Source organism: Mycobacteroides chelonae, assembly GCF_016767715.1.
Taxonomy (GTDB): Bacteria; Actinomycetota; Actinomycetes; order Mycobacteriales; family Mycobacteriaceae; genus Mycobacterium; species Mycobacterium gwanakae.
In genome coordinates, this window is sequence record NZ_CP050145.1 from 3983839 (window position 1) to 4002930 (window position 19092).

The 19092-nt window shown below is 64.3% G+C and carries 15 protein-coding genes; 4 read left to right on the plus strand and 11 right to left on the minus strand.

Features of this window, described 5'->3' with window-relative positions:
• The first annotated feature begins 4 nt into the window (after nt 1-4).
• Complete coding sequence (locus tag HBA99_RS19660; protein ID WP_070952073.1) at nt 5-295, plus strand: DUF1905 domain-containing protein; 291 nt, start codon at nt 5-7, stop codon at nt 293-295.
• Here the strand turns inward: HBA99_RS19660 and HBA99_RS19665 are convergent.
• The gene (locus HBA99_RS19665) at nt 292-1695 is read right to left on the minus strand and encodes an amino acid permease (RefSeq protein ID WP_046254691.1); all 1404 of its coding nucleotides are present in this window, start codon (nt 1693-1695) and stop codon (nt 292-294) included. The two genes, HBA99_RS19660 and HBA99_RS19665, sit on opposite strands and share 4 nt — an antisense overlap.
• Before the next feature lie 136 nt (nt 1696-1831).
• Here HBA99_RS19665 and HBA99_RS19670 point away from each other — a divergent pair, with 136 nt between their 5' ends.
• Nucleotides 1832-2149 carry a hypothetical protein gene (locus HBA99_RS19670; RefSeq protein WP_070952072.1) on the plus strand — a complete coding sequence of 106 codons (318 nt, stop codon included), beginning with the start codon at nt 1832-1834 and terminating at the stop codon, nt 2147-2149.
• A 28-nt stretch (nt 2150-2177) separates the two neighbouring features.
• Here the strand turns inward: HBA99_RS19670 and HBA99_RS19675 are convergent, their stop codons facing one another.
• From HBA99_RS19675 to HBA99_RS19705, 7 genes are all read right to left on the minus strand, one after another.
• Nucleotides 2178-6125: a DNA-directed RNA polymerase subunit beta' gene (locus HBA99_RS19675; protein WP_030096649.1), complete on the minus strand. Its 3948-nt coding sequence runs from the start codon at nt 6123-6125 to the stop codon at nt 2178-2180.
• Between the two features lie 35 nt (nt 6126-6160).
• Nucleotides 6161-9676, minus strand: coding sequence for a DNA-directed RNA polymerase subunit beta (rpoB, locus tag HBA99_RS19680; RefSeq protein ID WP_109394871.1), 3516 nt, complete (start codon nt 9674-9676; stop codon nt 6161-6163).
• 459 nt (nt 9677-10135) lie between these two features.
• Entirely contained in the window at nt 10136-11263 is a 1128-nt protein-coding gene (locus tag HBA99_RS19685) for an ABC transporter ATP-binding protein (protein WP_070952449.1), read from the minus strand.
• Between the two features lie 203 nt (nt 11264-11466).
• Entirely contained in the window at nt 11467-12837 is a 1371-nt protein-coding gene (locus HBA99_RS19690; RefSeq protein WP_070952071.1) for an MFS transporter, read from the minus strand.
• A gap of 81 nt (nt 12838-12918) precedes the next feature.
• Nucleotides 12919-13515 (minus strand): DUF4126 domain-containing protein, encoded by a 597-nt coding sequence (locus HBA99_RS19695; protein WP_070952070.1) that lies wholly within the window; start codon nt 13513-13515, stop codon nt 12919-12921.
• Between the two features lie 51 nt (nt 13516-13566).
• Nucleotides 13567-14145: a nitroreductase family deazaflavin-dependent oxidoreductase gene (locus HBA99_RS19700; protein ID WP_081347685.1), complete on the minus strand. Its 579-nt coding sequence runs from the start codon at nt 14143-14145 to the stop codon at nt 13567-13569.
• Complete coding sequence (locus tag HBA99_RS19705) at nt 14123-15616, minus strand: carotenoid oxygenase family protein (RefSeq protein ID WP_070952069.1); 1494 nt, start codon at nt 15614-15616, stop codon at nt 14123-14125. Before HBA99_RS19705 ends, HBA99_RS19700 begins: the two co-directional genes overlap by 23 nt.
• Nucleotides 15617-15665: 49 nt before the next feature.
• Between HBA99_RS19705 and HBA99_RS19710 the strand changes: the two genes are divergently transcribed.
• The gene (locus tag HBA99_RS19710; protein WP_081347684.1) at nt 15666-16421 is read left to right on the plus strand and encodes a TetR/AcrR family transcriptional regulator; all 756 of its coding nucleotides are present in this window, start codon (nt 15666-15668) and stop codon (nt 16419-16421) included.
• A gap of 7 nt (nt 16422-16428) precedes the next feature.
• Here HBA99_RS19710 and HBA99_RS19715 read toward each other — a convergent pair whose 3' ends face one another.
• From HBA99_RS19715 to rplJ, 3 genes are all read right to left on the minus strand, one after another.
• A complete protein-coding gene (locus HBA99_RS19715) occupies nt 16429-16725 on the minus strand; it encodes a hypothetical protein (RefSeq protein ID WP_070952068.1) in 297 nt (98 codons plus the stop codon).
• 85 nt (nt 16726-16810) lie between these two features.
• Complete coding sequence (gene rplL, locus HBA99_RS19720) at nt 16811-17197, minus strand: 50S ribosomal protein L7/L12 (protein ID WP_070952067.1); 387 nt, start codon at nt 17195-17197, stop codon at nt 16811-16813.
• A gap of 64 nt (nt 17198-17261) precedes the next feature.
• A complete protein-coding gene (rplJ, locus tag HBA99_RS19725; RefSeq protein WP_070952066.1) occupies nt 17262-17789 on the minus strand; it encodes a 50S ribosomal protein L10 in 528 nt (175 codons plus the stop codon).
• Between the two features lie 277 nt (nt 17790-18066).
• Between rplJ and HBA99_RS19730 the strand changes: the two genes are divergently transcribed.
• Nucleotides 18067-19026, plus strand: coding sequence for an alpha/beta fold hydrolase (locus HBA99_RS19730; protein WP_070952065.1), 960 nt, complete (start codon nt 18067-18069; stop codon nt 19024-19026).
• Nucleotides 19027-19092 lie beyond the last annotated feature (66 nt).

Below are 19092 nucleotides of genomic sequence, written 5' to 3' on the forward strand. Positions count from 1 at the left end.
CGCCATGGTGCACTACCGCGACCCCGGCACCATCACCTTCGAGGCGACGATCGAGCAGCCCGAGGACCCCGGCGCCTACATCGTGTTCCCGTTCTCCGCTGTCGACACCTTCGGAGTCAAGGCCAGGGTGCCGGTGCACGCCGTGTTCGACGCCTCGGTGACCTACACGGGATCGCTGGCACCATATGGCGGCAGGCACCTACTCGGGGTCCGCAAGGACATTCAGAAACAGCTGGGCAAGGGGCCCGGGGACACAGTGCGCGTCGAGGTCAGACTCGATACCGACCGCGCTTAGGCGTCTTGTTTCTCACGCTGGGCCGGCTCACCGTGGTGCACGAAGTACCCGAGCACCACGATCGCGAACCACACCAGGCCCACCAGGATCGCGGTACGGCCATCCTCCGTGAAGAACAGCAGCACCACGACCAGCGCAAGGAAGGCCAGCGCCAAGATGTTCGTCACCGGCGCCCCCGGCAGCCGGTAATCCGAAGCAGGCAGCTCGCCGGCCGCGACCCGCTTCCGGTAAATCAAGTGGGACACCAGGATCGAGCCCCACACGAAAATGATGCCGATGGTCGATACCGACGTGATGTAGGCGAACGCCTTGTCCGGTGACAGCCAGTTCACGAATACGCCAATGCCCATGGCCAGCGCGGAAAAGCAGATGGCCAACATCGGGACGTGCCGTGAACTGAGCGACTGCAGACCCACTGGGGCATCGCCACGTTGCGCCAGGCTGCGCACCATCCGGCCCGTGGAGTAGATGCCCGAGTTGCACGAGGACAGGGCGGCCGTCAGCAAGATGAAGTTCACGATGTTCGCCGCCTGCGGAATGTTCAGGTACTCGAACACCGCGACGAAGGGGCTCTCGCCCTTGTGGTAGTTCCGCCAGCCCTGAATCGACAGGATGACGATCAGCGCACCCACGTAGAAGAGCCCGATGCGGAACGGCAGGGTGTTAATCGCCTTGCGCAGGGTGACTTTCGGGTTCTCGGCCTCCCCCGCCGTCACACCCACGAGCTCAACACCGACATAGGCGAACACAACGATCTGCAAGCTCAGCAGCGCCTGGCTGAATCCGGTCGGGAAGAACCCGCCATCGTTCCACAGATTGGCGACGGTGGGGCCCGACTCCGGCCCGAGGCCCGCAATGGGAAGCAGCACACCGATACCGATGATGATCATGCCGACGATCGCCGTCACCTTGATCATCGAGAACCAGAACTCGGCCTCGCCGAAGATCTTCACCGATATCAGGTTGGCCGCGAACAGGATCAGCAGAACAGCCAGGGCGGTGACCCACTGCGGAATGCCGGGCCACCACCGCTGGATGTAGACCCCGGCGACGGTAATCTCCGCCATACAGGTGGTGGCCCACACAGCCCAGTACGTCCAACCGTTGGCGAATCCGGCGAAGCGCCCCATGAATTCTTCGGCGTATTCGGAGATGCTGCCCGACACCGGCCGATAGACCAGCAGTTCACCGAGTGCCCGCATGATCACGAAGATGGCCAGACCTGCCACCAGGTACGCCAAGATGAGCGCCGGACCAGCCTTCTCGATGGCACCACCGGCGCCGTAGAACAGGCCGGTGCCGATCGCACCGCCGATTGCGATCATCTGCACCGTGCGTGCGGATAGGCCACGTGAGTAACCGGCGTCGGGCGTCTCGGATTCGGAATTGGCAACGGTCATCGGAACATCATTGCGTGAGCAGACACTTATTGCACGGGAAACCCGGACACACCGTCCACAACTCGCGTGGAATTGCGTGGACTGGCTAGGTATTTATGCGCTGAACCGACTTCTCTTACGTACATAGGCTTCTGGCATGCTCAACCCACAGTTCATTGGACGCGTGGCATTGCCGATATTCGCCGCGGTACTTCCGTTCAATTCGAACGGCCCGGGGCTCGCCGTCAGTCGGTCCTGGGCGCTCTTTTGGGTAAGCCTGGCGGCCCTCACCTCGGTGCAGGGCTTCTTCTACGCGGAGCTCCGCGACCAGTGCCCGGTACGCGGCCCGATCATCGCGATCGACGCGGTCCTCGAATGGCTCATCGCACCCGTGGTTCTCGTCGCCGTGGCCGGGGGTGCCTTGCGGCGCACGTGGATCGCCGCAAGGCGAAAGGGAAAGGCCCCCGGGGTGTAACCCCGGGGGCCTTTCTCCTGCTTGCGATCTAGCGGTAGTCGCTGTATCCGTAGTCGTCCAGCGGCACCGCAGCACCGGTGTTGGAACCGAAGTCCGGGCTGTAGTACTGATCCTCGTACGACGGGATCGTGTACGCGGCGGCCCGCGCCTCTTCGGTCGGTTGCACCGAGATGTTGCGGTAACGGTTGATACCGGTACCAGCCGGGATCAACTTACCGATGATGACGTTCTCCTTCAGACCATTCAGTCTGTCGCTGCGGCAGTTGATGGCCGCATCGGTCAGCACGCGAGTGGTCTCCTGGAAGGACGCCGCCGACAGCCACGAGTCGGTGGCCAGCGATGCCTTGGTGATACCCATCAGCACCGGACGGCCAGCCGCGGGCTCGTTGCCCTCGGCCACCACGCGACGGTTCGCGGTCTCGAACTCGCCACGCTCGGTGAGCGAGCCGGGCAGGAATTCCGTTGCGCCCGAGTCGATGATCGTCACGCGACGCAGCATCTGGCGCACGATGACCTCGATGTGCTTGTCGTGGATCGACACACCCTGGCTGCGGTACACCTCCTGGACCTCGTTGACCAGGTGCACCTGCACCTGACGCGGGCCCATGACACGGAGCACCTCGTGCGGATCGGCCGCACCCTCCATGAGCTGCTGTCCGACCTCGACGTGGTCGCCATCGGCCAGCGGACGCTCCGAACCGTCCTCGTGCTTGAAGACGCGCAGGCGCTGACGCTTGGAGAGCTTGTCGTAGACAACTTCCTCGCCACCGTCATCCGGGATGATGGTGATCTTGTAGAAGCGCTCGCCCTCTTCCAGGCGAACCCGTCCGGTGACATCGGCAATTGGCGCCTTGCCCTTGGGAACTCGCGCCTCGAACAGCTCGGTGACACGCGGCAGACCACCGGTGATGTCGTCACCGACGCCACCCTGGTGGAAGGTACGCATGGTCAGCTGGGTACCGGGCTCACCGATGGACTGTGCGGCCACGATGCCCGCCGCCTCACCGATGTCGACGAGCTTGCCGGTTGCCATCGAGCGGCCGTAGCACATCGCGCAGACCCCGGTACCGGTGGTGCAGGTGAGCACCGACCGCACCTTGACCGTGGTGACGCCAGCGGCAAGAAGCTTCTCGATCGCCGGGTCACCCAGGTCGTGTCCACGCTCCACCAGCACGTTGCCATCGGCATCCACCGCGTCAGCGGCCAGAGTCCGTGCGTACGCGGAGGTTTCGATGTGCGCGTCGCGGATCAGCGTGCCGTCGTCCTGCTTCTCGGCGATGGTCACGTTGATACCACGCTCGGTACCGCAGTCGTGCTCGCGGACGATGACGTCCTGTGAGACGTCCACCAGACGACGGGTCAGGTAACCCGAGTCAGCGGTGCGAAGCGCGGTGTCCGCCAGACCCTTACGGGCGCCGTGCGTGTTGATGAAGTACTCCAGAACGGTCAGGCCCTCACGGAACGAGGACTTGATCGGCCGTGGGATGTACTCACCCTTCGGGTTGGTCACCAGACCCTTCATGCCCGCCAGGTTGCGCACCTGGGTCATGTTGCCGGTCGCGCCGGACTTGGGCAGCAAGGTGATCGGGTTGTCGGCCGGGTAGTGCTCCTCCAGCGCCTTACCGACCTCGTCGGTGGCTTCCTGCCAGATCTTGACCAGCGCGTCGCGACGCTCCTGGTTGTTCAAAGCACCACGCTGGTACTGCTTTTCGATCCGCTCCGCTTCCTTCTCGTAGCGGTCCAGGATCTCCGCCTTCTGCGGCGGCACCAGCACGTCGGCCATCGAGACCGTGACACCCGAACGCGTGGCCCAGTGGAAACCGGCGTCCTTGAGCTTGTCGACGGTCTGCGCAACCACGATCATCGGGAACCGCTCGGCGAGGTCGTTGATGATCGCCGACTGCACCTTCTTGTGCATCTGCTTGTTCACGAACGGGTACCCGTGGGGCAGCAGTTCGTTGAACAGCACGCGGCCCAGCGTGGTCTCGGCGACCCAGGCATCGCCTGGCTGCCAACCGTTTTCGAACAGCTCGGCCTCGACCTCGGCCGGCGGACGCTGCTGCGTCAGCCGCACCCGGATCGGTGCACGCACGCTCAGCGCGCCACGATCCAGGGCCATGATGGCCTCGGCGGGCGAGCTGTAAACACCGGTCTCCGGCTGATCCTTGGCGGCCGGGGCATGCGCACCGGTATCGCCGGGGACCTCGGTGGTCAGGAAGTACAGACCGGTCACCATGTCCAGACGCGGCATGGCCAGCGGGCGGCCCGACGCGGGCGACAGGATGTTGTTCGAGGACAGCATCAGGATGCGAGCCTCGGCCTGCGCCTCCGCCGACAGCGGCAGGTGCACGGCCATCTGGTCACCGTCGAAGTCGGCGTTGAACGCCTCACACACCAGCGGGTGCAGCTGAATTGCCTTGCCTTCCACCAGCTGCGGCTCGAAGGCCTGGATACCCAGGCGGTGCAGCGTTGGTGCACGGTTCAGCAGCACCGGGTGCTCGGCGATGACCTCTTCGAGGACATCCCACACCTGAGCGCGCTGACGCTCCACCATGCGCTTGGCGCTCTTGATGTTCTGCGCGTGGTTCAGGTCGACCAGACGCTTCATCACGAACGGCTTGAACAGCTCCAGAGCCATCAGCTTGGGCAGACCGCACTGGTGCAGCTTGAGCTGCGGGCCGACCACGATGACCGAACGGCCCGAGTAGTCAACGCGCTTACCGAGCAGGTTCTGGCGGAACCGGCCCTGCTTACCCTTGAGCAGATCCGACAGCGACTTCAGCGGACGGTTACCCGGTCCGGTGACCGGACGTCCACGACGGCCATTGTCGAACAGCGCATCCACGGACTCCTGCAGCATCCGCTTCTCGTTGTTGACGATGATCTCGGGCGCACCCAGATCGATCAGTCGCTTGAGGCGGTTGTTGCGGTTGATCACGCGGCGGTACAGGTCGTTCAGGTCAGAGGTCGCGAAACGGCCACCGTCGAGCTGAACCATCGGACGCAGCTCCGGCGGGATCACCGGTACCGCGTCGAGCACCATGCCACCGGGGCTGTTGGTGGAGTTCTGGAACGCAGCCACCACCTTCAGGCGCTTGAGGGCACGAAGCTTCTTCTGCCCCTTGCCACTGCGGATGGTCTCGCGCAGGTTCTCGGCCTCGGCATCGAGATCGAAGGTCTGAATGAGCTTCTGGACGGCCTCGGCACCCATGGCACCGGTGAAGTACTCGCCGTAACGGTCCACCAGCTCGCGGTAGAGCACCTCGTCCACGATCAGCTGCTTGGGAGCCAGCTTGGTGAAGGTGGTCCAGATCTCGTCGAGCCGGTCCAGCTCACGCTGGGACCGATCGCGCAGCTGGCGCATCTCGCGCTCGCCGCCGTCACGCACCTTGCGGCGCACATCGGACTTGGCACCCTCGGCCTCGAGCTCGGCCAGGTCGGCCTCGAGCTTCTGGGCGCGGGCCTCCAGGTCGGCGTCGCGCTGATCGGCGACAGCCTTCTTCTCGACCTCCATCTCGGCCTCAAGCGTCGAGAGCTCGTTGTGACGCAGCTCGTCGTCGACGGCGGTGATGACGTAAGCGGCGAAGTAGATGATCTTTTCCAGATCCTTCGGCGCCAGGTCGAGCAGGTATCCGAGACGCGACGGAACACCCTTGAAGTACCAGATGTGCGTGACCGGGGCGGCCAGTTCGATGTGGCCCATCCGCTCACGGCGCACCTTGGCGCGAGTCACCTCGACGCCGCAGCGCTCACAGATGATGCCCTTGAAGCGCACGCGCTTGTACTTGCCGCAGTAGCACTCCCAGTCGCGAGTAGGTCCGAAGATCTTCTCGCAGAACAGGCCGTCCTTCTCGGGCTTGAGCGTGCGGTAGTTGATGGTCTCCGGCTTCTTGACTTCGCCGAAGGACCAGTTACGGATGTCATCCGCCGACGCGAGGCCGATACGGAGTTCATCGAAGAAGTTGACGTCCAGCACGTAAACTCCCTTTCCCCTTGCGGGATAGAAATCGGTTAGGCGAAGTCCTCAATGGACGCAGATTCGTTGCGGGACAAGTTGATTCCCAGGTTCGCGGCAGCGCGCTCCAGGTCCTCGTCGTCGCCGTCGCGCATTTCGATGGCAGCGCCGTCCTTGGACAGCACCTCCACGTTCAGGCACAGCGACTGGAGTTCCTTGAGCAGAACCTTGAACGACTCCGGGATACCCGGCTCGGGGATGTTCTCGCCCTTGACGATCGCCTCGTAGACCTTCACGCGACCGACGGTGTCGTCGGACTTGATGGTCAACAGCTCCTGCAGCGTGTATGCCGCACCGTAGGCCTGCATGGCCCAGCACTCCATCTCACCGAATCGCTGACCACCGAACTGCGCCTTACCACCGAGCGGCTGCTGGGTGATCATCGAGTACGGCCCGGTCGAACGCGCGTGAATCTTGTCGTCGACCAAGTGGTGCAGCTTCAGGATGTACATGTAGCCGACGGTCACCGGGTACGGGAACGGCTCACCGCTACGGCCGTCGAACAGCCGTGCCTTGCCGTCACCGTCCACCATGACCTCGCCGTCCCGGTTGGGCAGCGTCGAGGACAGCAGTCCGGTCAGCTCCTCCTCGCGGGCGCCGTCGAACACCGGGGTGGCCGTGCGGGTGTCGGCCGGCGCCGACTGCAGATCCTCGGGGAGGTTCTGCGCCCACTCGGGGTTGCCCTCGATGTTCCAGCCGGTCTTGGCCACCCACCCCAGGTGGGTCTCCAGGATCTGGCCGATGTTCATACGACGCGGCACACCGTGGGTGTTCAGGATGATGTCCACCGGGGTGCCATCGGGCAGGAACGGCATGTCCTCGACGGGCAGGATCTTGCCGATGACGCCCTTGTTGCCGTGGCGTCCGGCCAGCTTGTCACCGTCGGAGATCTTGCGCTTCTGCGCGACGTACACGCGAACGAGCTCGTTCACGCCGGCGGGCAGGTCGTCGTCGTCATCACGCGAGAAGACGCGGATGCCGATGACCTTTCCGGACTCACCGTGCGGCACCTTGAGGGAGGTGTCGCGAACCTCGCGGGCCTTCTCACCGAAGATGGCACGCAGCAGGCGCTCCTCGGGGGTCAGCTCGGTTTCACCCTTCGGGGTGACCTTGCCGACGAGGATGTCGCCGTCGCGGACCTCGGCGCCGATGCGAACGATGCCGCGCTCGTCGAGATCTGCCAGCACCTCATCGGAGACGTTCGGGATGTCCCGGGTGATCTCCTCAGCGCCCAGCTTGGTGTCGCGCGCATCGATTTCGTGCTCTTCGATGTGAATCGAGGTGAGCACGTCCTCTTCCACCAGACGGTTGGACAGGATGATGGCGTCCTCGTAGTTGTGGCCTTCCCACGGCATGACAGCCACGAGCAGGTTCTTACCGAGGGCCATTTCGCCGTTCTCGGTGCAAGGACCGTCGGCGATGACCTGACCGACCTCGACCCGCTGGCCTTCGTCCACGATGGGCTTCTGGTTGGCGCAGGTGCCGTGGTTGGAACGGGCGAACTTGCGCAACCGGTAGCTCTGACGGGTGCCGTCGTCGGCCATCACGGTGACGTAGTCGGCGGACACCTCTTCGATGACACCGGCCTTCTCCGCGACGACGACGTCGCCGGCGTCGATGGCGGCACGCAGCTCCATACCGGTACCGACCAGCGGGGCCTCGCTGCGCACCAGCGGAACCGCCTGGCGCTGCATGTTGGCACCCATGAGGGCACGGTTGGCGTCGTCGTGCTCGAGGAACGGGATCATGGCGGTCGCGACCGACACCATTTGGCGCGGCGAGACGTCCATGTAGTCCACCTCGGTCGCCGAGACGAACTCGACCTCGCCACCCTTACGGCGGACCAGGATCTTGTCCTCGGTGAAGCGGCCGTCGGCATCCACAGGCGAGTTGGCCTGTGCCACGACGTGGCGGTCCTCTTCGTCGGCGGTCAGGTAGTGGATCTCGTCGGTGACGACACCCTCGGACACCTTGCGGTACGGCGTCTCGATGAAGCCGAACGGGTTGACCCGCGCGTACACCGACAGCGAACCGATCAGGCCGATGTTCGGGCCTTCCGGGGTCTCGATCGGGCACATGCGGCCGTAGTGCGAGGGGTGCACGTCGCGGACCTCAAGGCCGGCGCGGTCACGGGTCAGACCACCGGGGCCCAGCGCCGAAAGACGACGCTTGTGGGTCAGACCCGACAGCGGGTTGTTCTGGTCCATGAACTGCGACAGCTGGCTGGTTCCGAAGAACTCCTTGATCGCCGCCACGACGGGACGGATGTTGATCAGGGTCTGCGGGGTGATCGCCTCGACGTCCTGAGTGGTCATGCGCTCACGCACGACGCGCTCCATACGCGACAGGCCGACCCGGATCTGGTTCTGGATCAGCTCGCCGACGGTACGCAGACGACGGTTACCGAAGTGGTCGATGTCGTCGACCTCGACCGGGACCTCGAGGCCGCCGGGGGCGGTCATCGTGGTCTGGCCCTCGTGCAGACGCACCAGGTACTCGATGGTGGCGACGACGTCTTCCTCGGTGAGCGTGGTGGCAGTCACCAGGGCCGGGTTGGCACCGCCAAGACCCAGCTTCTTGTTCACCTTGTACCGGCCCACGCGGGCCAGGTCGTAACGCTTCTCCTTGAAGAACAGGTTCTCCAGCAGCGCCTGCGCGGACTCCTTGGTCGGCGGCTCGCCCGGACGCAGCTTGCGGTAGATGTCCAGCAGGGCCTCGTCGGGACCGGCGATGTTGTCCTTCTCCAGGGTCCCCATCATGATCTCGGAGAACCCGAAACGCTCGACGATCTGCTCGTTGGTCCAGCCGAGTGCCTTCAGCAGCACGGTGACGGGCTGACGACGCTTGCGATCGATGCGCACACCCACGGTGTCGCGCTTGTCGACATCGAACTCGAGCCATGCACCACGGCCGGGGATGACCTTGACGCTGTGCAGGGTCTTCTCGGTCGACTTGTCGATGTTCTCGTCGAAGTAGACGCCGGGCGAACGGACGAGCTGCGACACGACCACGCGCTCGGTGCCGTTGATGATGAAGGTGCCCATGTCGGTCATCATCGGGAAGTCACCCATGAAGACCGTCTGGCTCTTGATCTCGCCGGTGTTGTTGTTGATGAACTCGGCCGTGACGAACAGCGGAGCCGCGTACGTCATGTCCTTGTCTTTGCACTCGTCGACGGGTGCCTTGACCTCGTCGAAGCGCGGGTCGCTGAAGGACAGCGACATCGAGCCCGAGAAGTCCTCGATCGGCGAAAGCTCCGTGAGGATCTCCTCAAGGCCGCCGGTCGGGTTCACCTCACCGCGAGCAGTCGCAACCTCACGCCAGCGGGGTGAGCCAACCAGCCATTCAAAGGACTCCGTCTGCACATCCAGCAGGCCGGGAACCGCGAGCGGTTCACGCAGCTTGGCGAAGGAAAGTCGGCTGGGCGCCCCAGGTACGGAGTTAGTAGTTGCGTTATCGGTCTTAGTCTGGCGAGAGACTGCCAAGATCGGTCCTCCAGTGTTGCCGCGCATCTGCGATGTTTTGCGCAAGCAACGACCAAACACACACCCGATCGATCACAACACGAATGAACACCGTCGTGGCGAGGGAAGGTGGGCAGGAGGCAGCCAGCGCAACGTCTAACAATAGCGTACTATCGCGCAGCCTTCAACTGCCCGGTCAATTACGCGGATCAGTGCTGGCTGGCGGCCTCACTGCATTCGCATACGTCCGTGCTGCCAAACAGAGTGACTCGTCGCACGCCGCCCGTCAAGAGATAGCGCCAGTATTTTCGGCGTTTCTTTCTCCGCAACGCCGAGCGCATACCGGGCGCAGGCAAATGACCGTGATGACCTGCATGCGGTATACCCTCGGCAAGACGTCGGTGTCACGTGGGCGGCCTGCCTCGCACCACCACGATGTGGCCGTCGCGGTCTCCCCCGCTCAACGGCGCACTCACTCGATCAACCCGGCCATTCGCCGGGTTGCTACTACCCGCGTACGGGCGGGATCTGGCCCGTGGGAGCGTCGTCGTCGCTCGTGTCGATGGCCTGGGTGGACGGCTCGGCGTGCGGCGGCGCCAGCGTGGCGGTGGTGACACCGGTGGGCTCGTCACCGAAGTCGTGCACACGAAACTGGTGGGTGCCGGCGAAGCTGTCCTGGATCGCGGCCTGCGCGTTGGGCGGCAGCTGGTGCATGATCTCGCGCACCCGGGCCTGGCGACGCCCGACCGCGGCCCGCTCGGGCATACCCGGCGTGGCCTGGATCTGAGGCGGCACGCCTTCGATCTCCTCGACACCACCGTCATGGTGTCCGGCATCGAGGTGCGCCTGCTCCTCGGCCATGGTGGCCTCGTCCTTCTCCTCGGACATACCGATCGGACCGATACGGCGGCCGTTCAGGAACTGCTTGATCACCGGCTCATCGCTGGTCAACAGCACCTCACGGGGGCCGAACATGACGAGCTGACGGCGGTACAGCATGCCCATGTTGTCCGGCACCGTACGGGCGATGTTGATGTTGTGCGTCACGATCAGGATGGTGGCGTCGATCTGCGCATTGATGTCGATGAGCAGCTGGCTCAGGTAGGCGGTACGCACCGGGTCCAGCCCGGAGTCCGGCTCGTCACAGAGGATGATCTGCGGATCCAGCACCAGCGAGCGGGCCAGGCCGGCACGCTTGCGCATACCGCCGGAGATCTCGCCGGGAAACTTGGTCTCGTGGCCGGTCAGACCCACGACGTCAAGCTTCTGCATGACGATGTCGCGGATCTCGGATTCCTTCTTCTTGGTGTGCTCACGCAAGGGGAAGGCGGTGTTGTCGTACAGGTTCATCGAGCCGAACAGCGCGCCGTCCTGGAACATCACACCGAAGAGCTTGCGGATCTCATAGAGCTCCTTGGAGGAGCACTCCATGATGTTGGTGCCGTCGACGTAGATGGCACCCTGCTCCGGGCGCAGCAGCCCGATCAGCGACTTCAGGAAGACGGACTTACCGGTACCGGACGGCCCCAGCAGCACGCTGACTTCACCCGGCGGCAGGGACAGGCTGACGTTCTCCCAGATTCGTTGTGAACCAAAGGACTTGGTCAAACCCTCAACGGAGACTTCTGCACCCACCAGGCGATCCTTCCGCGACACGCACACTTCACCACCAACCCGGCCAGGCTGTGGTTCGGATCACTTTAGCGCATGCCCAGGAGCTGCATCGCGTTTGTGCCCAGACCAGCCCGTCGACTGGCTAACTGTGATAACCAGGCACTACGCGTCTATTGCACGCTACTGCCGGTCTTCCGCGAGTCCGCCCGCCCTCGCGTCCACGACTACTTGTCGGCGGGCTCCGCGTCCGTAGATGCATGCCGTCGACGCTCAACGATGAGCAGTGCCCCGGCCAGTAGCGCGATGAGCACGACGATCAGCCCGACGATATCGGCGAAGACACTCGGATGGGCGAGGCCGTATCCGGTCAGCAGATCCACCTCTGCACGCTGCCGAACGAACTGACCGAGGACTACACCCAGCGCAGAAGCTGTGACCGCCAGGCCCCCGACCACCGTCAGCTGCACCGGCGAAACCCCATGGAACACCGCGTAGAAAAGGTAGACGGCCAGCGTCGCGATACCAGCCCCGGATAGCAGCAAGCCCAGTAACAATCCGCCCTCTGTCGTCGCGGCATCCAGTTCGATGACGGTCGCCACCACTCCGGCCACCAGCAACGCCACGCCCAGCACCGCGACAAGCGTGCGCTTGCCCGCGTCGATGAGGTACCCGGCGACCGGAGCCAAGACCAGTCCGGAGACGAAGAGGGCGAACGCGGGGGTATCTGAGGGTGCCTGCTCGCGATCGATCGACCACCACATGGCCGCATGATCGAAGTCGGCGAACCGCACCAGGAAGGTGAGCACGGTGATGGCCAACAGTGCCGCCAGCACAACCGGACGGGTCAGCACGTCCGCGGCGATCAGTGCCGCCGAGCCCCTGCGCCGCGTCTGCGCGAAGAGCGCACCGAAGGACACCACAGCGACGATCGCGAGGATCGCGGCGCGCACCGGCGAGGCTTCGTCGATCAGGAGCCAGGCCAGGGCGGATACCCCCACTAGCCACAGCAGGGCGCCAACGAGGTCGAAGGTGTCGAAGGTGCCGACGAATTCGCGATGCGGCTGGGTGAGAACCACCACCAGCACCACGACGGTCGCCGCGAGGATCCCGTAGGTGATCGGGCGCCAGTTCTGCGGCGAGTTGATATCCAAAACCTGACCCGCCAGCATGGCCAACGGATACATGGCCACCCAGAATCCCAAGGACAGACCGCGACCCTGTCTAGGTGTCGAATGCAGCACGATCAGCATCGAGGCCACCACGGTCAGCCCGGCGCCCAATGCCGAAACCAGCATGACCCAGGCAAGTAGTGTCGCCGATCCCGGTATCAACGACCCGGCCGTCGACAGGCCAAGGATCACCAGTCCGGCGGCCAGGAAGGTCGTCGGCCGAATGTGATTTCCCAACCGGGCGAACACAAGCAATGTCACCACTGCTACCACGTCACCCGCGACGGTCGCCCACTCCACCGTGCCGAGGGCGTCGTCACCCCGGTCCACTCCCCACACCGCCGCCAGACCATGGTCCAGCATGGTCACCCGCGCCACCAGTAGCGCGGCGCAAGCGATAAAGACGTGCCGTACGGCCAGATTCATGTCACCTTCATTCTCTCGTCTTGATCACTCTATGAGCCCCATCCACATTCGTCCTGCGATAGCCGTTATCGCGAGAGCTATCTACGGGCTGGCCGAGTCGGTTCTGCGCCTGCCACGCGCCCAGCGGATCGCCCGGAAGGCCACCCATCCCAGTGCGACCGCAAGCACCAGCACCACGACAAACGCAAGAATCGGCACTGCCAAAGCGAGGATCGTCAGCACCAGCGAGGTGCCGTCTTCAGCGGTCGAGACCACTGGATTCCCCACGCCGGCAGTGGTGCCCGTCACAAAGGGGCGTGCGACCGTTCGGCCGGCATGCACACTGCCGGCGGTGATGGCGCCGAGAATCGCGCCTACCGCCGGTGGCAGATTCGCGGAAAGGCTCGTTTCCGCGGTGAACAGAATGGCTCCCGACGCCGGTGCGATAAATGTGCCGATCGCATGCAGGACCGAGTCGAGGGCCGGAATCTTGTCGCCGATGAGGTCGAGCACGAAGATGACCGCAAGGACGATCAGCGCCGGAGTGGAGGACAGCCAGCCGTACGACTGCCCGAGCTCGATCCACCCGAATCGGTCGGCGGCACCCACCGCGAGCAGCGGCAGCCAAGCGTTCAGTCCGGCGGCACCCGAGAGCCCGAACGCCCCGAGGATGGCGCTGATGGCCGAGGTGATCTCCATGTCACGAGTGTGACGCGATCGCGCGGTTTCAGCGGCGATTTCCCGACGGCGTCACGCGCGTGTGTCGAGTTCGACGACGAGTGGTGTCCCGCCCTCGAACCAGGCGCGATGCAGTTCAACAATCTTGCGTCGCGATGGCAAGCCCGTGCGGTGGAACATGTTTTCGACGTAATCGAAGGGATGTACGACACCACAGAATCGCTCGCGAGCCGCGTCATACACCGGGTCGCCGGGTGCGATCGGCCGAGCCACCCCGGAGTACGTTCCGTCGGTGAGCCTCAGGCTTACCTGAGGGTTGGCCTGAATATTCTTGACCCACAGGGTGTGCCGACCGGTTATCGCGGCCAGATATGTCCTATCCCCGTCGCGCACCGCCTTGACATACGTGATGCGCGGACTCCCGGATCTTCTGCCGATGGTCGTCAGTATGCCCACCCCGCGAGGCACCCGGATCGCGAACCATGGCCGGTGTATCGCGTGCAGCGCCCCGGCGAAACGCCGGCGCTCTGCCAGCGGGGCTGCCGTGGTGTCCAGTCCCGGTCGCCGCTCGAACACGTACCGTCCGTCCGTGTAGCGCAACGACTCCGGCAAGGGGCCGTCCACGGTCTTAGCGGGGGTCCCAGTTCCCATGGAATCCTGCCGGCACTCGCTGTGGCAGATCGACCGTTGCCGCAAGCTCCAGAGTCTGTGCGTCCAGCACCACGAACTTGCCGTCGGACGTCCCGGCGCTGAGACCGAACCCGACGAGCACACCATCGTCTTCGGCAGTTCCCGAAGGATTCGGCACAAACGACATCTCACCCACCGCGAGCGAATCAAGCGCAGTCCGGCTGTCGGTACCCGTCTGGTAATCGAACTTGACCAGGCTGCCGTCCACCTTGCCGTCGGACTCGAATGCCCCGGCAATGCAGGGCAGATATCCGTACCGGTGCTTCTTACCCGTCAGCTGCTCGTTGATCCGGGGGAACTCGAGATGGCGGTCATCACGACGCTCCATGGTGACGGTGCCCTTGGCCAGGTTGATAACCCAACGGTCAAGCAGTCCGCGCGCATCGCTGGGGCCGAGTACGTCGGCGGAGAACATGGAGTCGTAACGGACCAGATCGATCACCAGGACTTCCTGGCCGTCACGCATCTCGGAGTATCCGTTCAGCGGGTGGAACACGTAACACGGCTCGATCTCGAACCAGCGCACATCGGATTTTCCTCCCTCACGCGGCATCACACCAATTCTGGCCGGGTACTTGGGATTCCACGAGTACGGAATCGAGGGCGACTTCCCCGAGAGTTGACTCGCCTTGGCGGCGATCGGGCCGGGGATCTTGATCTTGCCAATCAGGGATTGCATGACCAGCTGGGCGGGCTTGCGCAGAATCGCCGGCATTGGCACCGACTTGGTGATCATCGAGGCGTCCAGGGTGACGGGCAGGTCGTAGAAGACGACGTACTTCTCGGTGAGAGTGAAGTCGTGCATCATCGGAGAACCGTGGACCTTGATGTCAACCGTACGGCGGGCCCTGCCCGAGACGTCGATGACTGAATACTGCACGGTGTTCCCGCGCGCGAAAGAGTATGAGACGGCATGCATTTCACCCGTATCGGGATCAATTTTCGGGTGGGCGGTGTATCCGCCCGGCAGTGTCCCCTGGAAATCGCAGGTCCCGACGGTATCCAGCTCCTCGGTGAGCTCGTAGTTGGCGATACCGCCCTCCACCAACGCCAGGGTGCGACCGGCATGACTGAGCGCATTGGTGTTGGGTCCGATCAGCGATGTGCCGGCCGAGGTACCGACGGCGACCGCCGCCTCCCCCAATGCCTTGCGCACCGACGCGGTGCGCACCCAGCGATTGCGGTACCACTGCGCCTTCCCGTCGCGTAACGACAGGCCGTGCACCATCGCATCGCCGCTGAACAGGTGGTAGGTCGCGGGGTCCACCTCGGCGGCCGGGTTGGGACCGTTACGCAGGTAGCGCCCATCCAGGTAGTCCGGAATGGTGCCGGTGACTTTCAGGTCGGTACTTGTCACTTCCTGCTGAACCGGCTCCCAGACTCCGGTCAGATACAAGCTCTCCACGGCGGTGGGCTGGACTGTGGCGGTCATCGTGTCCTCCAGGGCTGACTGGCTGGCATAACATCGTTATTACGCCGTTATGGTGAATCTACTCCCGTTGTGCGAACATGGCAAGACCATGAGCTCATCCATACCGCGAAACAGTCAGGGAAACGACCGGGCCGGCGCACGCAATCCCCGGGTCGACCTGGTATCCGCGGCAGTGCAGCTGCTGAACGAGCAGGGCCCCGATGCACTGCAGACGCGGAAGATCGCCGCTGCCGCCGGCACCTCCACCATGGCGGTCTACACCTATTTCGGTGGCATGAGCGAGCTCATCGCCGAGGTAGCCGAGGAAGGCCTGCGCCAGTTCGCCGCAGCACAGTCCGACGTGCCCCAGACCGGCGACCCCATCGCCGATTTCATGGTGACGGGCATGGTCTATCGCCAGTTCGCCATCGACCACCCGCACATGTACCGACTGATGTTCGGCGTCACGAGCGCGCACGGCATCAACGCCCCCAGCCGCAACATGTTCAACACCGTGCACCTGACACCCCAGCACTCCAGCGCCACACAGCTCTATCGCAGCGTGCAGCGCGCCATGGCCGCGGGCCGGATCGACGGCTCACCCGACGACGCCGCGAAGGTCGCCGCGACCGCCGCCAAGTTCTGGACCATCATGCACGGGTTTGTCATGCTGGAACTGGCCGGATTCTGGGGCGAAGACGGCGCTGCGGTCGGCCCGGTACTGGGCTCCATGACCACGGATCTGCTGATCGCACTGGGCGATACGCCCGAACAGCTCAGCAGCTCGGCCGCCAACGCCGCAGCCCGAATCGCCGCGCTGGCCTAGCGCCGATCTAGAGCGGCGCCCAGGACAATTCGTCGGGATCTTCGTGGCTAATCGGCACGGTGGTCGGTGCCGGTGCCGACACCGCGGTATCCCGCAGGGCCGCCACCGCACGGACCGCTGTCGCGGTGGGAGCTCGCATATCCCGGGCAAGACGCGTTAGCAGTTGCCTGCGCAGCTCGTCATCGGTGGACGTCCGCGTTCGCGGTGTGGGTGCGACCGCCTCGGGCGTGCGACGACGCCGGGCGCGAAGCACCGCGAGGAGCAGCAGGAAGCAGCTCACGCCGATGAGCAGAGAGACGATCACGGAATCGAGTGTGCGGGGTGAAAACGAAACCGGCCCCCGGAAGTCCGAAGACTCCCAGGGGCCAGGTTTCGAAACGTACTGCGAACTACTTGACGGTGATCGTCGCGCCGGCAGCCTCGAGCTTGGCCTTGGCGTCCTCGGCGGCCTCCTTGGCGACCTTCTCCAGCAGCGGCTTGGGGGCTGCGTCGACCAGGTCCTTGGCTTCCTTCAGACCCAGGCCGGAGACGATCTCGCGCACAACCTTGATCACGCCGATCTTCTTGTCGCCGGCGCTCTCCAGGATGACGTCGAACTCGCTCTGCTCCTCGGCAGCCTCGGCGGCCGGGGCAGCGCCACCGGCAGCGGCGACGGCGACCGGAGCGGCGGCGGTGACCTCGAAGACCTCTTCGAAGGTCTTGACGAACTCGGACAGCTCAAGCAGCGTCAGCTCCTTGAAAGCATCGATCAGTTCCTCGGTGCTCAGCTTTGCCATGATGTTGGTTCCTTCCTTGATTTACAACAGGTTTGGTTGGTACTGGCGGATCGAAGGGGCGCTTCTACGCAGCCTCTTCGCTGGCCTTCTTTTCCTGCAGGGCGGCGGCCAGGCGTGCAACCTGGGACGCCGGGGCGTTGAACAGCCCGGCGGCCTTGGCCAGGTTGCCCTTCATTGCGCCGGCCAGCTTGGCCAGCAGCACCTCGCGCGATTCCAGATCGGCGATGCGCTCAACCTCGGCAACTGACAGGGCGCGGCCATCCATGTAGCCGCCCTTGATGATCAGAGCCTTGTTTTCTTTCGCGAAGGTCTTGATGGCCTTCGCAGCGTCCACGGGCTCACCCTTGATGAACGCGATTGCCGTTGGGCCGCTGAACAGTTCGTCCAGGCCCTCCACACCGGCTTCCGCAGCCGCACGCTTGACCAGCGTGTTCTTGGCGACGGAGTAGGTGGCGGAAGCTCCGAGGGAGCGACGCAGGGTGCCCAGAGCGGACACCGACAGGCCGCGGTACTCGGTGATCACGGTCGCAGTTGAATCCTTGAACTGCTCGGTGATCTCGGCAACGGCGGTGACCTTTTCAGTCTTGGCCATGTATTGCCTCCTCATCTCGTTTCGGTCGCTGCACCTGGGACATGACGGCCTGAGATCGAGAAGGAGTCTGAAATGACGAACGCCCCGACGCAGACAGGTCGGGGCGTGAAAATCCGCGGACTTTTGGTCCGCGAGTCTAAACCTCGTCCTCCTGCGTGGGCCGCCAGGACGTGTCCTGAACCTTCAACCTCGCGAGAGGTGACCGACGGTCTTCGGTGGAGCTCTGAGAGATTACCGCAGATGGGGGCGATCATCCAAAACGGCGTGGTATCCAGGAATGGTGCCGTTGTCCTCCGAAGTTCCCACCCGATCAGGCATCGCACGTAACGGCGATATCGAGCTCTTCTACGAAGACCTCGGCAACCCGGGCGATCCCGCGGTCATCCTCGTCATGGGTGTAGCGGCGCAGCTCCCGATGTGGCCGGACGGGTTCTGCCAGCGACTCCTCGACCGAGGCTATCGCGTGATCCGCTTCGATAACCGCGATTGCGGGCTGTCGACGAAGCTGGACGGACACAAGGCGCCGGGATCGGTCCGGCGCCGGGTGGTCCGCTACGCGTTCGGCGTGGGCAGTGAGGTCCCGTACACGCTCCTCGACATGGCCGAGGACGTCCGTACCCTCATCGACCACCTTGACCTGGACACCGTGCATATAGCGGGTGCCTCGATGGGTGGGATGATCGTGCAGGTCTTCGCGGGCACCCACCCCGAGCGCGTCAACTCCGTCGGCATCATCTACTCGGCGACTGGCCGCCCATTCTCACGGTTGCCGTCCTGGGCACTTATCAAGACCGCCATGACGGCCCCCGGTAAGAACGCGACGCCCGAGGAATGGCTCGAGTTCGAGGTGAACACCGGCATCGTCTACAACGGGCCCGACAACCTGCCCTCCCGCGAGGCACTGCGACAGCGCATCCTGGAACACCGGGCCCGCAGCGACTACAAGGTGGGTACCGTGCGCCAATTCGATGCCATCCTCGGCACCGGCAGCCTGCTGCGCTTCACCCGCGCCATCACCGCCCCGACGGTCGTGATCCACGGCCGCAATGACCCGCTGGTGCCGTATCAGAACGGGCGGGTGGTGGCCAAGAACATCCGGAACTCGCGGTTCGCGCTCATCGAAGGCATGGGCCACGATCTGCCCGAGCCCGTGTGGGAGCCCGTGACCACGGAGTTGTTGGCAACTTTCGACAGGGGCACCGCCCGCTCGCGGGGCTCTGTGTGCAGGACTGACTAGGGCCGCACGGCCATGATGCGGCACACTTGCATTTCATGACTGCCCAAGAACGTTCCGGCCGGAGCG

Coding starts and splice junctions, on each gene's coding strand:
- HBA99_RS19660 (WP_070952073.1), top strand. CDS start 5: ATGGTGCACTACCGCGACCCCGGCACCATCACCTTCGAGGCGACGATC.
- HBA99_RS19665 (WP_046254691.1), bottom strand. CDS start 1,695: ATGACCGTTGCCAATTCCGAATCCGAGACGCCCGACGCCGGTTACTCA.
- HBA99_RS19670 (WP_070952072.1), top strand. CDS start 1,832: ATGCTCAACCCACAGTTCATTGGACGCGTGGCATTGCCGATATTCGCC.
- rpoB (WP_109394871.1), bottom strand. CDS start 9,676: ATGCGCGGCAACACTGGAGGACCGATCTTGGCAGTCTCTCGCCAGACT.
- HBA99_RS19690 (WP_070952071.1), bottom strand. CDS start 12,837: ATGAATCTGGCCGTACGGCACGTCTTTATCGCTTGCGCCGCGCTACTG.
- HBA99_RS19695 (WP_070952070.1), bottom strand. CDS start 13,515: ATGGAGATCACCTCGGCCATCAGCGCCATCCTCGGGGCGTTCGGGCTC.
- HBA99_RS19700 (WP_081347685.1), bottom strand. CDS start 14,145: ATGGGAACTGGGACCCCCGCTAAGACCGTGGACGGCCCCTTGCCGGAG.
- HBA99_RS19705 (WP_070952069.1), bottom strand. CDS start 15,616: ATGACCGCCACAGTCCAGCCCACCGCCGTGGAGAGCTTGTATCTGACC.
- HBA99_RS19710 (WP_081347684.1), top strand. CDS start 15,666: ATGGTGAATCTACTCCCGTTGTGCGAACATGGCAAGACCATGAGCTCA.
- rplL (WP_070952067.1), bottom strand. CDS start 17,197: ATGGCAAAGCTGAGCACCGAGGAACTGATCGATGCTTTCAAGGAGCTG.
- rplJ (WP_070952066.1), bottom strand. CDS start 17,789: ATGGCCAAGACTGAAAAGGTCACCGCCGTTGCCGAGATCACCGAGCAG.
- HBA99_RS19730 (WP_070952065.1), top strand. CDS start 18,067: ATGGTGCCGTTGTCCTCCGAAGTTCCCACCCGATCAGGCATCGCACGT.